Annotated in this window: 15 protein-coding genes; 7 read left to right on the plus strand and 8 right to left on the minus strand. The window is 71.6% G+C overall.

The window, feature by feature from the left end; translation table 11 throughout:
• On the minus strand, positions 1 to 520 hold a 520-nt coding region (locus AB0J36_RS15995), incomplete at its 3' end, for a hypothetical protein (RefSeq protein WP_363660807.1).
• Between the two features lie 248 nt (positions 521 to 768).
• On the minus strand, positions 769 to 1,320 hold the full coding sequence (locus AB0J36_RS16000; RefSeq protein ID WP_357395859.1) for a TetR/AcrR family transcriptional regulator: 552 nt from the start codon (positions 1,318 to 1,320) through the stop codon (positions 769 to 771).
• Positions 1,321 to 1,404: 84 nt separating this feature from the next.
• Between AB0J36_RS16000 and AB0J36_RS16005 the strand changes: the two genes are divergently transcribed.
• From AB0J36_RS16005 to AB0J36_RS16020, 4 genes are all read left to right on the plus strand, one after another.
• Positions 1,405 to 1,851 (plus strand): DoxX family membrane protein, encoded by a 447-nt coding sequence (locus AB0J36_RS16005; protein ID WP_357130285.1) that lies wholly within the window; start codon positions 1,405 to 1,407, stop codon positions 1,849 to 1,851.
• 24 nt (positions 1,852 to 1,875) lie between these two features.
• Complete coding sequence (locus AB0J36_RS16010) at positions 1,876 to 2,358, plus strand: MarR family transcriptional regulator (protein WP_357130288.1); 483 nt, start codon at positions 1,876 to 1,878, stop codon at positions 2,356 to 2,358.
• On the plus strand, positions 2,352 to 4,085 hold the full coding sequence (locus tag AB0J36_RS16015; RefSeq protein ID WP_357130291.1) for an ABC transporter ATP-binding protein: 1,734 nt from the start codon (positions 2,352 to 2,354) through the stop codon (positions 4,083 to 4,085). The genes AB0J36_RS16010 and AB0J36_RS16015 overlap by 7 nt, the downstream gene beginning before the upstream one ends.
• Before the next feature lie 188 nt (positions 4,086 to 4,273).
• On the plus strand, positions 4,274 to 6,193 hold the full coding sequence (locus AB0J36_RS16020) for an ABC transporter ATP-binding protein (protein WP_357130428.1): 1,920 nt from the start codon (positions 4,274 to 4,276) through the stop codon (positions 6,191 to 6,193).
• Between the two features lie 39 nt (positions 6,194 to 6,232).
• On the opposite strand, the gene thrS is transcribed toward AB0J36_RS16020, so the two are convergent.
• Positions 6,233 to 7,450 (minus strand): threonine--tRNA ligase, encoded by a 1,218-nt coding sequence (gene thrS, locus AB0J36_RS16025; protein WP_357395850.1) that lies wholly within the window; start codon positions 7,448 to 7,450, stop codon positions 6,233 to 6,235.
• Between the two features lie 503 nt (positions 7,451 to 7,953).
• Here thrS and AB0J36_RS16030 point away from each other — a divergent pair.
• On the plus strand, positions 7,954 to 8,568 hold the full coding sequence (locus AB0J36_RS16030) for a DedA family protein (RefSeq protein WP_357395847.1): 615 nt from the start codon (positions 7,954 to 7,956) through the stop codon (positions 8,566 to 8,568).
• A 257-nt stretch (positions 8,569 to 8,825) separates the two neighbouring features.
• On the plus strand, positions 8,826 to 9,557 hold the full coding sequence (locus tag AB0J36_RS16035; RefSeq protein ID WP_363660808.1) for a DUF998 domain-containing protein: 732 nt from the start codon (positions 8,826 to 8,828) through the stop codon (positions 9,555 to 9,557).
• Here AB0J36_RS16035 and AB0J36_RS16040 read toward each other — a convergent pair.
• Positions 9,514 to 10,917, minus strand: coding sequence for an NAD(P)H-quinone dehydrogenase (locus tag AB0J36_RS16040; protein ID WP_357397210.1), 1,404 nt, complete (start codon positions 10,915 to 10,917; stop codon positions 9,514 to 9,516). The genes AB0J36_RS16035 and AB0J36_RS16040 overlap by 44 nt on opposite strands.
• Before the next feature lie 165 nt (positions 10,918 to 11,082).
• On the opposite strand from AB0J36_RS16040, the gene AB0J36_RS16045 reads away from it, so the two are divergent.
• Complete coding sequence (locus AB0J36_RS16045; RefSeq protein WP_357175024.1) at positions 11,083 to 11,538, plus strand: gamma-glutamylcyclotransferase; 456 nt, start codon at positions 11,083 to 11,085, stop codon at positions 11,536 to 11,538.
• Between the two features lie 72 nt (positions 11,539 to 11,610).
• On the opposite strand, the gene AB0J36_RS16050 is transcribed toward AB0J36_RS16045, so the two are convergent.
• The 4 genes from AB0J36_RS16050 to AB0J36_RS16065 form a co-directional block, all read right to left on the minus strand.
• Entirely contained in the window at positions 11,611 to 12,570 is a 960-nt protein-coding gene (locus AB0J36_RS16050; RefSeq protein WP_363660809.1) for a GNAT family N-acetyltransferase, read from the minus strand.
• 75 nt (positions 12,571 to 12,645) lie between these two features.
• Entirely contained in the window at positions 12,646 to 13,056 is a 411-nt protein-coding gene (locus AB0J36_RS16055) for a type II toxin-antitoxin system VapC family toxin (protein ID WP_357130312.1), read from the minus strand.
• Positions 13,053 to 13,331, minus strand: a complete 279-nt coding sequence (locus AB0J36_RS16060) for a type II toxin-antitoxin system prevent-host-death family antitoxin (RefSeq protein ID WP_357130315.1) — start codon at positions 13,329 to 13,331, stop codon at positions 13,053 to 13,055. The genes AB0J36_RS16055 and AB0J36_RS16060 overlap by 4 nt, the downstream gene beginning before the upstream one ends.
• A 67-nt stretch (positions 13,332 to 13,398) precedes the next feature.
• A complete protein-coding gene (locus AB0J36_RS16065; RefSeq protein ID WP_357175030.1) occupies positions 13,399 to 14,133 on the minus strand; it encodes a hypothetical protein in 735 nt (244 codons plus the stop codon).
• Positions 14,134 to 14,162: the final 29 nt, after the last annotated feature.

A 14,162-nucleotide genomic window follows, 5' to 3' on the forward strand; every position in this document is an offset into this window, starting at 1 on the left:
CAGGATGCTTCCCCAGGAAATACTTCGCGCCATCTGACTCGAGTGTGTAGTAGCCGGCGGGGAGCCCGTGCGACTGGGCAAATTCCCCCAACACTGCCCGGCTCAACTGACCGAGGTGATCGGAGCTACGCGCAAGTCGACCTAACCTGTGTGCCCAGTCCAGCACGAGGCTGGGATCGGCGATGCTCGGGTTGTCGATAACCGCCTGATAGGCCGCCGGTACGAACACTCGCCCCCAGCGAGCGGGCGGGTCAATTCGCCGAGCTGCCACGGACCTCGGGTCGGCACCGCCGGGGGCAAGATCAGGATGCTTTCCCAGAAAATATGTCGCGCCATCTGACTCAAGTGTGAAGTAGCCGGCGGGGAGCCCGTGCGACCGGGCAAAGTCCCCCAACACTCCCCGGCTCAACTTGGCGATGTGATCGGAGCCGCGGGCGAGTCGACCTGACTTGTGTGCCCAGTCCAGCACGAGGCTGGGATCGGCGAGGCCCGGGTCGTCGATGATCTGCTGGTAGGCCATCGGCGTATAAGCGGGGGCGGATTCGCGTCGTCGGGGCATGCTTCTGGTCCTCTCGCGTGGATGACCGCTGTCCAGCTCCCCAACGGGGCATCCACGACCAAGGTTCAACACGAAACGGGCCTACCCGAATCGGTGCCCGCCCCAACTCCGCACACGGCTCTGCCGCGTCACTCTCGACCTCGCCGTCAGCCACTGCTACACCACGACCCACCCCACGCCGCTTCGCGACGCGGGATGCTGCCGCGTGTCTACCTAGTTAGGCGGCCCAGGACTTCGCGGGCTGCGTTGCCGGGGCTGCCACCTACGCGGTCCGGTAGTGCGCCGGCCAGCCACAGAGTGGCGAATCCATGGGCGATGGACCAGGCGGCGAGCGAGTCCAGGCCGGTGTCGCCGGATGCGCCACGGGCGGCCACCCCCGCGCGGAGTGCCGCGCCGGCCCGCTCGCGGGCGGCGGTCAGCTCGGGGTCGTCGACCCGGTGCAGCTCGGGCCGGAACATCACCTCGAAGTAGGCGCGGTGCGACACCGCGAAGTCCACGTACGCGACGCCGGCCGTCAGCAGGTCGTCGCCGGCGGCGACCAGCGCCTGCGCCAACCGGTCGAAGCCCTCCGTGGCGAGAACGGTGAGTAGCCCCGCCTTGTCACCGAAGTGGTGCGCGGGCGCGGCGTGCGAGACACCGGCCCGACGAGCCAGGTCGCGCAGGCTCAGCGCGGCGGGTCCGACCTCCTCGATCGCCTGCAGCGCCGCGGCGAGCAGGGCGCGGCGAAGGTCGCCGTGGTGGTACGGACGCGTCTCGGTCATGCCCGAATCCTAATCTTGCCATTGACAAGATGCCACCGACCACCGCAATCTTGTCACCGACAAGTTTCCCCGAGGAGGACTCCGATGGCACCCCTGATCGTCCTGATCGCCGGCAGCGCACTGGCCCGCCTGGCCGGCCTGGCCGGCGTCTCCGCGCTCGACGGCTGGCATCCCGCGCTGCGGGTCGGACTGGCCCTGATGTTCGTGCTGACCGGCGTTGCGCACTTCGTGGGCCGACGCCGCGCCGACCTGATCGCGATGGTTCCGCCCCGACTACCCCGGCCGGACCTGCTGGTCACCCTCACCGGCGCACTGGAGCTGGTCGGGGCGGTCGGGCTGCTGATCCCGACGACCGCCCGCCTCGCCGCGGCCGGGCTCGGCCTGCTCCTGCTCGCGATGTTCCCGGCGAACGCCTCGGCCGCACGCCGGAGGCTGACCCTCGCCGGACGCCCGGTCACCCCACTGGGTCAGCGCGCGATCCTGCAACTCGTGTTCGTCGCCACCGCCGCGGCTATTTCGTTTGGCCCCTGACTATCAGGGGGCTAATCTGCTCTCGTGGAACTCATCACCCTCCAGGATGTGCCGCTGGGACGACTACTGGTCGTGGCCGGGCACCTCGTCGGGCAGCGCTGGAACCGCTTCCTCGCCGAGGAACACGGCCTCACCCAGGCCGGCATGATCACCCTGATGACGCTCGCCCGGCACGGCGAGCTGCCCCACCGCCAGGTCGCCGAGAAGGGGTTCGTCCGCCCGGCAACACTGACCGGCATCGTCGACACCCTCGAACGCGACGGCCTGGTCGAGCGCCAGCGCGACGACAGCGACCGGCGCAGCATCCGACTCGCCATCACCCCCGCCGGCCGGGAACGGGTGGCCGCGCTCGGCGCTCTCATGCACTCCGGACGCCCGCTCACCTCGGTCGACGCCGACCCGGCGAAGGCCCAGGTGATCCGGGAGTTCCTACTCGAAGTCATCGGCAGCGGCCACGACCCGCAGATGACCGGACGACCCACCGACGCGGAGGAAACGTCGTGCTGATCCGACTGTTACGCGGCCAACTGCGCCCGTACTCCAGACCGCTAGTGGCGGTGGTGCTGCTCCAGTTCGTGGGCACCATGGCCTCGCTCTACCTGCCCAGCCTCAACGCCGACATCATCGACAAGGGCGTGGCCCGGGGCGACACCGGCTACATCGTGCACACCGGCGGCTGGATGCTGCTGGTCAGTCTGATCCAGATCGTCTGCTCGATCGCGGCCGTCTACCTGGGCGCGCAGGTCGCCATGGGCTTCGGCCGGGACGTCCGCGCCCGGCTGTTCTCGCACGTCAACAGCTTCTCCGCCCGCGAGGTGGCCCGGTTCGGGGCGCCGTCGCTGATCACCCGCAACACCAACGACGTCCAACAGGTGCAGATGCTCGTACTGATGAGCTGCACCATGCTGGTCGCCGCACCGATCATGAGCGTCGGTGGGGTGGTCATGGCGCTGCGCGAGGACATCGGGCTGTCCTGGCTGATGCTGGTCAGCGTGCCGGTGCTGGCCGTCGCGCTGAGCGCGATCATCCGCCGGATGGTGCCGGGCTTCCGGCTCATGCAGACCCGGATCGACACGGTCAACCGGGTGCTGCGCGAGCAGATCACCGGCATCCGGGTGGTCCGCGCGTTCGTCCGCGAGCCGTACGAGACGGAGCGCTTCGGTGTCGCCAACGCCGACCTGACCGCCACCGCCCTGCGTACCGGACGGTTGTTGGCGTTGATCTTCCCGGTGGTCATGCTGGTGCTCAACGTGTCCAGCGTGGCGGTGCTCTGGTTCGGCGCGCAGCGGGTCGACTCCGGCGCGATCCAGATCGGCGCGCTCACCGCCTTCCTGGCCTACCTGATGCAGATCCTGATGGCCGTCATGATGGCCACCTTCATGCTGATGATGGTGCCCCGGGCAGCCGTCTGTGCCGAACGCATCGTCGAAGTGCTGGACACCGACTCCTCGGTGGTCCCCGCCGCCACCCCGGTCACCGAGCTGCCCAGCCGGGCCGAGTTGGAGCTGCGCGGGGTGCGGTTCCAGTACCCCGGGGCGGTCGAGCCGGTGCTGCGGGACATCTCCTTCCGCGCCACCGCCGGCACCACGACGGCGATCATCGGCAGCACCGGCGCCGGCAAGACGACCCTGCTGTCGCTCGTCCCGCGCCTGGTCGACGTGACCGACGGCGCGGTGCTGGTCGACGGGGTCGACGTACGCGAGTTGGAACCCGACGAGCTGTGGCGACGCATCGGGTTGGTGCCGCAGCGGCCGTACCTGTTCACCGGCACGGTCGCCAGCAACCTGCGCTACGGCAACCCGGACGCCACCGACGAGGAGCTGTGGGCGGCGTTGGAGATCGCCCAGGCCCGGGACTTCGTGGCCCAGATGCCCGGCGGGCTGGACGCGCCGATCGCACAGGGCGGCAGCACCGTCTCCGGCGGGCAGCGCCAACGCCTGGCCATCGCCCGGGCACTGGTCCGGCAGCCGGAGATCTACCTGTTCGACGACTCGTTCTCCGCGCTCGACCTCGGCACCGACGCCCGGCTGCGGGCGGCGCTACGGCCGATCACCGCGCAGTCGGCGGTGGTGATCGTGGCCCAACGGGTGTCCACCATCGTCGACGCCGACCAGATCATCGTGCTCGAGAACGGAGGGGTCGTCGGAGTGGGACGACATGCCCAGTTGTTGGAGACCTGCCCGACGTACGCCGAGATCGTGGCCTCCCAGCAGACGGCGGAGGTGGCGGCGTGAGCGAGCGGAACGAGCCGCGCGCCGCGGCCGTACCCAGTCAGAAGCCGGCCGGCGACCCGCGGACGCCAACCGGCGACGCCGAGCAGCCCGGCGGCGGAGCCACGCAGCAGCCCGGCGGCGACGGGCAGACGCCGAAGCGGCTGCCGGCGGGCCGACCAGGCGGCGGCCCGCCCTGGATGAGCGCGGGAATGCCCGCCGAGAAGTCGATGAACTTCGGACCGTCGGCGCGACGGTTGCTCGGCCGGCTGCGCCCGCACCGGCTGCACCTGGGCGCGATCATCACCCTGGCCGTGGTGAGCGTCGGTTTCAGCGTGGCCGGTCCGAAGATCCTGGGCCACGCCACCGATCTCATCTTCAGCGGGGTGATCGGTCGGCAACTGCCGGCGGGCACCACCGCCGACCAGGCCGTCGCCGCGGCGCGGGCCAGCGGCAACGAGAGCTTCGCCGACATGCTGTCCCGGATGGACGTGGTGCCCGGGGTGGGCATCGACTTCGACGCGCTGGGCCGGGTGCTGCTGTTGGCGCTCGGGCTCTACCTGGCGTCGAGCGTGCTGGCGTGGTGGCAGGGCTGGCTGCTCAACGGGGTGGTCCAGCGCACGGTGCTGCGGCTGCGCGCCGAGGTGGAGGAGAAGCTCAACCGACTGCCACTGCCCTACTTCGACCGGCAGCCCCGTGGCGAGCTGCTCAGCCGGGTCACGAACGACATCGACAACATCTCCACCAGCCTCCAGCAGACCCTCAGTCAGCTACTCACCTCGCTGCTGACCGTGATCGGCGTGCTGGCCGTGATGTTCTGGATCTCGCCGCTGCTGGCCCTGGTGGCACTCGTCGCGGTGCCCCTGTCGGTGCTGGTCACCCAACGCATCGCCAAGCGGTCGCAGAAGCAGTTCATCGCGCAGTGGACGCACACCGGCGCGTTGAACGGCCAGATCGAGGAGGCGTACACCGGGCACGAGCTGGTGAAGGTCTTCGGCCGGCAGCGCGAGGTGGAGGCCGCCTTCCACGCGAAGAACGAGGAACTGTTCCGGGCGAGCTTCGGCGCACAGTTCATCTCCGGGATCATCATGCCGTCGATGATGTTCATCGGAAACCTGAGCTACGTGGCCATCGCCGTGGTCGGCGGTCTGCGGGTGGCCTCCGGGGCGATGAGCCTCGGTGACGTGCAGGCGTTCATCCAGTACTCCCGCCAGTTCACCCAGCCGCTCACCCAACTCGCCTCGATGGCCAACCTGCTCCAGTCCGGGGTGGCGTCGGCCGAGCGGGTCTTCGCCGTGCTCGACGCCGACGAGCAGAGTCCCGACCCGGCCCAGCCGGCCCGGGTCGTCGACCCGCACGGCCGGGTCGAGTTCGAGCACGTCTCGTTCCGGTACGCGCCGGACAAGCCGCTGATCGACGACCTGTCGCTGGTGGCCGAGCCGGGGCACACGGTGGCGATCGTCGGCCCGACCGGCGCCGGCAAGACCACCCTGGTCAACCTGATCATGCGCTTCTACGAGCTGGACGCCGGCCGGATCACGCTCGACGGGGTGGACGTCACCACGCTGCGCCGCGACGACCTGCGTGGCCGGATCGGCATGGTGCTCCAGGACACCTGGCTGTTCGGCGGCACCATCCGCGACAACATCGCCTACGGCCGACCCGACGCCACCGAGGAGGAGATCGTCGCCGCGGCCCGAGCCACCTTCGTGGACCGGTTCGTGCGCAGCCTGCCCGACGGCTACGACACGGTCATCGACGAGGAGGGCAGCAACGTCAGCGCCGGCGAGAAGCAGCTCATCACCATCGCCCGGGCGTTCCTCGCCGAGCCGTCCCTGCTCATCCTGGACGAGGCCACCAGCTCGGTGGACACCCGTACCGAGGTGCTGCTCCAGCGGGCGATGGCGGCGCTGCGCTCGGACCGGACGAGCTTCGTCATCGCGCACCGGCTCTCCACCATCCGGGATGCCGACCTGATCCTGATGATGGAGGAGGGTCGCATCGTCGAGCAGGGCACCCACGAGCAGTTGCTCGCCGCGCACGGCGCGTACCACCGGCTCTACCGCTCGCAGTTCACCGGCGCGGCGGTCGACGAGGAGCCGGCCACCGCCGCTCAACCGGCGTCGGTCTGAGGGCGGCCGGTCGTGCACACAACCGGATCGGCGGGCGGGTCAGCCCGGCGGGAGCAGGTCGGCCGCGCGGGCGGCGACCTGCCCGCCGATCAGGGCGAGCGCGGCGTCGGCCGGCATCGGGGCCAGGGCACGGCCGTCGCGCAGCCGGAGGGCGAGCGCGCCGGCGGCGGCCTCGGAGGCACCCAGGACCCCGAGGTACGGGACGCGGCGGCGGGCCGCGTCCCGGACCCGGGCGCCCAGCGAGCCGGCGGCGTCGACCTCGACCCGCAGCCCGGCGTCGACGGCCCGGCGGGCCAGGTCGGCAGCCGCGTCGGCCTGCCGGTCGTCCACCGGCAGCACCACCAACTGGACGGGCGCGTACCAGGCCGGGAACGCGCCCTCGTGCGCCTCGATGAGGTACGCGAACAGCCGTTCCATGCTGCCGACCAGGCTGCGGTGCAGCATCACCGGCCGACGCCGGCCGCCGTCCGAGTCGGTGTACGACAGGTCGAACCGCTCCGGCTTGTCGAAGTCGACCTGGATGGTGGAGATGGTCGACTCCCGGCCCGCCGCGTCGACGATCTGAATGTCGATCTTCGGCCCGTAGAAGGCGGCCTCGCCCGGCGCCTCGACGTACTCCACCCCCGCCAGCGCGCCCCGCAGCAGGTCCTCGGCGCGGGCCCACTGCGCGTCGTCGCCGACGTACTTCCCGCCCGGTCCGCGCAGCGACAGCCGGAACCCCGCCGGGCGTACGCCGAGCGCGGCGTGCGCGGCGCGGATCAGCCCGAGGATCTCGGTGACCTCCGCGCCGACCTGCTCGGGAGCGCAGAAGATGTGCGCGTCGTTGAGGGAGATGGCGCGTACCCGGGACAGACCGCCGAGCACCCCGGAACGCTCCGCGCGGTACATCCCGCCCAGCTCCGCGACGCGCAGCGGCAACTCCCGGTAGGAGCGGCCCCGGGCGCGGAACACCAACGCGTGGTGCGGGCAGAGCGCCGGCCGGAGCACGAACTCGTCGTCGGCGCTCAGTCGCAGCGGCGGGAACATGTCGTCGGCGAAGTAGCCGAGATGGCCGGAGAGCTCGAAGAGTTCCCGCTTACCGAGCGGCGGCGAGTAGACGTGCCGGTGGCCGGAGCGGCGCTCCAACTCCCGGACGTACTCCTCGACGGCGTGCCGGGCGGCGGCGCCGGCCGGCAACCAGATGGGCAGGCCGGCGCCGGCCAGCGGGTCGGAGACGAACAGGTCCAGCTCACGGCCGAGCCTACGGTGGTCGATCATGTCGGGCTCCTGGATCGGGTACGACCCGGAGGCGACCTGGACACCGAACGCCGAACGGCCCTCGGGGGCGGATCGCCCCGGGCCTGGTCGACGGTGGTTACGTCAGCGCGGCACGCCGGGGACACCCGGCGTCGTCGTCAGTTTCGCGCTGCGCATGCCGCGACGCTACCCGTCGGGCGGTCGGGGACGCACCCGGATTTGCGGCGGCGGGAAGAGGGACGGGCCGCCGGCGCGGGACCCGCCGGCGGCCCTGAGCGGCCCGCATCGTCAGGAACGGGGGACCCGGCGTGCTGGGCCGCGCCGACCACGGTACGCCGACGCACGCCGATCCGGCGACCACCTCAGGCCGCGCTGGGACCGTCACCAGCGGGACGCCTGCCTCGTTGGAACAGGGTGGCCCTGTGGTGTCGGCGGTCACGACGCCCCGGGCCCCTCCACCGTGACGCCGGCCATGCCGTCAGGCTCAAGACACCCAATCGGCCGCATCCGGCGAGGTGGCAGGCGTGCCCGAACTACTGACTGACGTCGCGTCGCCGACGTGGGCGTACCTGGTGCTGCTCGGGCTCCTCGTCGCCGACGCCTTCGTACCCGTCATCCCCACCCAGATCGTCATGATCACCAGTGGCGCGCTGACCGTGTACGGCGGCCTCAGCCTGCCGGTCACCATCGCCGTGGGCGCGCTCGGCGTGTTCGCCGGTGATCTGGCCTGCTACCTGCTCGGCCGGCTCGCCCCGGACCGGCGGGCACCCCGGCACGCGGAGCTCAGCCGCGCCCGCCGCGTCGCCAGCCGGGTCACCCAGGGCCTCCGACAACCCGGCCCGCTGGTCATCCTGCTCTGCCGGTTCGTGCCGGGCGGACGGATGGCGGCCTGCTTCTCGGCCGGCCGCAGCCGCTACCCGTACCGGCTGTTCGCGCTCTACGAGATGATCGCCGCGTTGGGCTGGGCCAGTTACGGCGCGTTGATCGGACACCTGGGCGGCACCGCGCTCACCGAGTCGGCCTGGCGGCTGGCCATCATCGCCGTCGCCGCGGCGGCCGGTTTCGCGGCGGCCGGCTGGGCGATGACCCTGGTCAGCGCCCGGCACGCCCGCGCCGCCGCCGAAGGCCCCGTCGACTGAGTGCACGCTCTCCACTCTCCACTCTCCGCGATCTTGCACTTTCGGTCGCGGCAATTGTGGCGGATAACCGCATAACGGCAGCCGAAAGTGCAAGATCGCGAGGGCGAGCGCGGGGGCGGGGGCGGGGGCGGGGGCGAGCGCTGGGGCGGGGGCGGGGGCGGGGGCGAGGGCGGACCGGCCTCTAGGGGTGGGTTTTGGGGGCCAAGTCGGTGGCGGTCCCGGATCTGGCTGGGGTGTTCGCGGCGACAGGCTGAGGCATGCCTGAAACCCGGAGTACCGGCCTGCTGGCCCTCGGCGGGATCGCCGTGGCGGCGCTGCTCACCGTGATCGGCCACCTGGAAGTCAACGACGACCTCAACCCGTGGGCGCTGACCATCAGCGACTTCGCCGTCTCCGACCGGGGCGGTGTCATCGACGTCGCCATGGTGGTGCTGGCGCTCGCCACCGCGGCGGTGATGTACGGGCTGCGTCGTACCGGCCCGCCGCCCGGCCGAGCGGCCGAACTGCTGCTCGTCGCCTGGGTCGCGGGGCTGCTGCTGGCCGCCGTGGTGCCGACGAACGAGCCGGGCACCGCCATGACCGCATCCGCCTACGTGCACCGGTACGCGTCGGTGGTCGCCTTCCTGGCTCTCCCCGTCGGCGGTTGGCTGCTCGCGCGTCGCCCCGACCTGACGCCCACCGCCAGGACGCTACGCGCCCTGGTCGTGCTCAGCCTGGCCCTGTCGGCCGCGATGGTCTGGTCCGCCTACCCCGGAGACCGCCTGCTCATCGGCCTGGCCGAACGCCTCCTGATCCTCACCGAGGTAGCGGTCCTGGCGACGGTCGCGGTGACCCAGGTCCGGCGTGCACCCGTCGATCATGGAGTTGTGGTGCCCCACGAAAGGGGTGTGACGCCGCATAACGGCCACCACAAGTCCATGATCGACGAGGATGGGGCGCGGGCGCTTACTCCAGTTCGTGGAGCATTAGCTGGCGGGCGGACTCGGTGATGGAGCCGGAGAGGCTGGGGTAGATGGTGATCGTCTGGGCCAGCTCGTTGACCGTCAGATTGTTCTCCACGGCCATGGTGATGGGCAGGATCAGCTCGCTGGCCTTCGGGGCGACCACCACGCCGCCGATCACCTGACCGCTCGCCGGGCGGCAGAACAACTTCACGAAGCCGTCGGACAGGTCGTCCATCTTGGCCCGGGCGTTGCCGGACAGCGGCAGCATCACCTGCCGGGCCGGCACCTTGCCCGCGTCGACCTCGTCCTGCGAGACGCCGACGGTGGCCAACTCCGGGTCGGTGAAGACGTTCGCGGCGACGGTCCGCAGCCGCAGCGGGCGGACGGCCTCGCCGAGGGCGTGCCACATGGCGATCCGACCCTGCATGGCGGCCACACTCGCCAGCAGCAGCACGCCGGTGCAGTCACCGGCGGCGTAGATGCCGGGCACGTTCGTCCGGGAGACCCGGTCGACCGTGACGTAACCGCCCCGGCCCAGCTCCACGCCGTACTCGGCCAGGCCTAGGTCGGCGGTGTTCGGGATCGAGCCGACCGCGATGAGAGCGTGCGAACCGGTGACCCTGCGCCCGTCGGACAGCTCCACCTCGACCCCGTCGGCGGTTCGCCGCACCGCGTCGGCCCGGGAGTTGTTGAGGATGTTCATGCCCCGGTTACGGAACACCCGCTCGATGGCCGACGCCGCGTCGGCGTCCTCGTGCGGCATCACCCGGTCGCGGCTGGAGACCAGGGTGACCTCCACCCCCATCGCGAGGTACGCGCTGGCGAACTCGGCGCCGGTCACACCCGAGCCGACCACGATCAGGTGCTCCGGCAGGTCCGACAGGTCGTACACCTGACGCCAGGTCAGGATGCGCTCGCCGTCCGGTACGGCGGTGGGCAACTGCCGGGGCGTCGAGCCGGTGGCGACCAGCACGGTGGAGGCGTCGATCGGGTACTCCTCGCCGCCGTCCGCGGGCGTGACGATGACGCGGTGGGTGTGCCCGAGCGCGTCCTCGCCGAGGCGGGCGGTGCCGGCCACGAAGGTGACACCCGCCTTGAGCAGCTTGGCGTGGATGTCGGCGGACTGCGCCAACGCCAGCCGCTTCACCCGCGCGTGCACGGCCTGCGCGTCGACGGTCACCGCCTCCAGGCCGTCCGAGTGCACCCCGAACTCCTCGGTGTCCCGGTAGCCGGTGACCACCTGGGAGCTGGCGATGAAGGTCTTCGACGGTACGCAGTCGGAGAGCACACAGGCCCCACCCGCGCCGTCGGCCTCGACCACGGTGACATCGGCGTCCAGTTGGGCGGCGACCAGTGCCGCCTCGTACCCGGCCGGCCCACCGCCGATGATCACGATCCGGCTCACAGCGCCATCCTTTCGCTCGCGACTGCGGGGCTCCGCCGCGCTGCACTCCTCGCGCTCACCACGTTCGCCCTTCGTTGGTGCTCACAGTGACTTTCTTCTCCCGAGCGCATCCGACACGCACAGTCGTATTCTCCCCCACCCATCCGCCGGGCTATCGTCATCGCCGTGGGTCATCACGCCGCCTACGGCTCAAACCTCGATCCGTCCCGGATGCGGGCCTACTGCCCGCACTCCCCGATGGTCGGCACCGGCTGGCTGGAGGGGTGGCGGCTGACCTTCGCCGGGGAGGACGTGATCGGCTGGGAGGGCGCGGTGAGCACCGTCGTCGAGTCCCCCGGCGACCGGGTGTTCGTGGCGATCTACGACATCCACCCGTACGACGCCGCGCAGCTCGACGAGATCGAGGGCGTGACCGCCGGCACCTACCGCAAGCTGCACGTACGGGTCTCCACCCTCGACGGCGACGTCACGGCGTGGATCTACGTGTTCGACGGGTACGAGGGCGGCCTGCCGACGTCGTGGTACCTGTCCGAGATCGCGAACGCCGCCGAGAAGGCGGGCGCGCCGGACGACTACGTCACCGAGCTGCGGTCCCGCCCTACCGGCACCGCGTCCCCGTAGCGCGCATCCCACGCCCCCAGTCTGCAACCGGCGCCGATCCGGACGCCCGTCGGGCCCGGCCGGGGTCGTCAATCACACACCGGCGGCCGGGACGACCCGCTCGTACATGTCGGTCCACCCGGTCTCCCGCAGGCCCACCGAGCGGTAGAGCGACACCGGGGCCGTCGGGTTGGTGAGGTCCACGCCGAGGCCGGCGAACTGCCGGCCCTTGTCGGCGTAGCGGGCGAACGCGCGGCGCAGCAGCGCCGCACCGACACCCCTGCGGCGGTACGCGGGCAGCACCGACAGACTCTTCACCCAGCCCTCCTGCTGGTCGAGCGCCTGGTCCGAGGATTGCAACGCGCCGGCGAGCACCCCGTCGACCTCGGCGACGAACCACTCGTCCCAGGCGGTCACGTCACCGATGCGGGCCCGCCACCGCTCGTACGACAGCGGCTCGTGGTCCGGGGTGTCGCCGAAGGCGGCGTCGTGGATCCGGTGGAACTCCCGCAGCTCGGCCTCGTCGTCGAAGCGGACCGGCCGCACCGTCACGCCCGGCGGCATCGCCGGCTCGGCGGGCAGGTCGGCCAACGTGCGGCGCATCCGCACGTACCGCTTGGCCAGGGTGAAACCCGCGGCCCGCAGGTTCCGGTCCCAGTCGCGCTCCGGGGCGAACACCGCGCAGCGGGCGGTGAGCGCCGGCAGTCCCCGCTCCGCGGCGCGCTCGGCGACCCGGTCGAGCTGGCGGGCGAGCAGCGGCGCACGGAGGGTGGCGGCCCGCTCGGGGTCGACGTAGACCTCCACGAACTCCCGGCCGACCCCGGTCGGGTTGTCCACCGTCGCCCAGGCGACGACGGTGTCGTCCGGGTCGAGCGCCAGCCAGGAGTCCCGGCTCGGGTCGAAGTGGGGCGCGGTCAGCGCCTGCTCGACATCCTCGGCGTCGAAGTCGGGATGGCCGATGGCGAAGGTGTCGGCGGCGTGCACCACCGCGAGGATCGCCGGCACGTCGTCGAGGGTGGGCCGGCGCGTGGTCCAGCCGGCGGGAAGGGTCACGGCAGGAGATCCTGACAGCCGTCGGCCCGGAGCGCCGCCCATTTTCCGTGGCGGCGGCGTTGGCCGACCAGTCGATCAGTTCTGGCCAGGGCTCGCGACGGGCAACCCTGCTTCCTTGGCGCAGTCGAGCAGTCGGCGATCGTAGGTGACGAAGGCGACGAGTGCGGTGCCGGACTCGTTGGTCAGGACCTGGGCGGTGGCCAGGTGGATGGCATCGAGACTGCGGAGCACGGGTTCGGCGAACGCGGCCGCGGTGGCGCGGATCGTACTGTCTATCTCCAATCGAAAGAGCCGTCCGACGGCTGCGGGCACCCCGATCAACGCTTGCGGAGCGGATCGGCGCAGGGCCCTGGGCACCTCCACCTCGACGAGGGCGGAGGACACCAATGGCACGTCGGGGTGGGTGTTGAGCCAGGAGACGAGGTCGGCGCTGCACGCCTCCTGCCTGACCAGCTTGACGACGGCGGCGGAATCGAGATAGATCACCAGCGCTCCTCGTCACGCATGGCGCTGAGGTCGGCGGCCACATCGACCGCCTCGTCACCCAGCTTTGGCGGAAGCGGCATCGGACCGCCGCCGGTAGGGGCGACGGCCCGCCCGGCCGCTACCAGCTTGGCCAGCATCGACCTGTCGTCGCTGACGGGTACGAGTCGGGCGATCGGGTGTCCGCGATCGGTGATCTCGACCGTCTCACCTCCACTTACCCGCGCCAACACCTGACTCGTGTTCTGGTTGAGTTCGCGAACACCGATGCGCTCCATACGAACAAGTGTAGAACCAGATGTTCTACACTTCCATCGCTTCTGACATCGGCGTTGGCCGGGGCGTTCACCCCAGGCCGGCGCGGGTGTGGTGCAGCAGCTCCACCAGCTCGGTGCCGTCGGCCGGGCCGAGCGCCGCGAACGCCGGCGCGGCCAGCCGGTTGGTCACTGCCTCCGCCCACAGCCGCCGACGCACCAACGGCCCGACCGCGGGGTACGGCGGCGGCCAGCCGCATGCCACCGCGCCGGCCTCGCCCTCCGGCCCGGCCAGCACCGCCTCCAGCGGGGTCATGCCGGCGGCCCGCACCGCCAGCAGGTAGGCGCCCGTGAAGTGTTCACGCAGCAGCCGCAGCCCGGCCGCGCTCCGGGCGCCCGGAGAGTGGTCCGGCAGCGGCATGGCCCGCCACGCGGCGAAGAGCGGCATGCCGCTGGTGTCGGCGGCGGCGACCGCCCGCTCGACGAGGTCGGCCAGGCGCTCGATCCCGGAGAGCACGCCCAGCATCTCCGTCCCCCACCGGCAGCACTCGGCGAGACTCGCGGCGGCCACCTCGACCGGCGGCAGGACCCGGGCGGCGGCGTCCCAGCCGTCCGCCACGGCGTCCGGCGCGACGAAGCCGATCGCCGCGGCGGCCGTCTCCGCGCGTACGTCGCCGAGCGCCCCGGCCCGACCGCTGATGTAGAAGGCCCAGCCGGAGATGCCGAGCAGCCGAGCCCGACGCAGCGTGCTCGGACACCTGCTGAACCCGTCGCCGAGGTCGAGGACGGCGGGTTTGCTGGCGGCGGCGAGCTGCTCCGGCGTCATCCGGACGCCACCCGCGCTCGCGGCTCGGG

It is taken from the genome of Micromonospora sp. NPDC049662, from assembly GCF_040675055.1.
In the GTDB taxonomy this organism is placed as follows: domain Bacteria; phylum Actinomycetota; class Actinomycetes; order Mycobacteriales; family Micromonosporaceae; genus Micromonospora.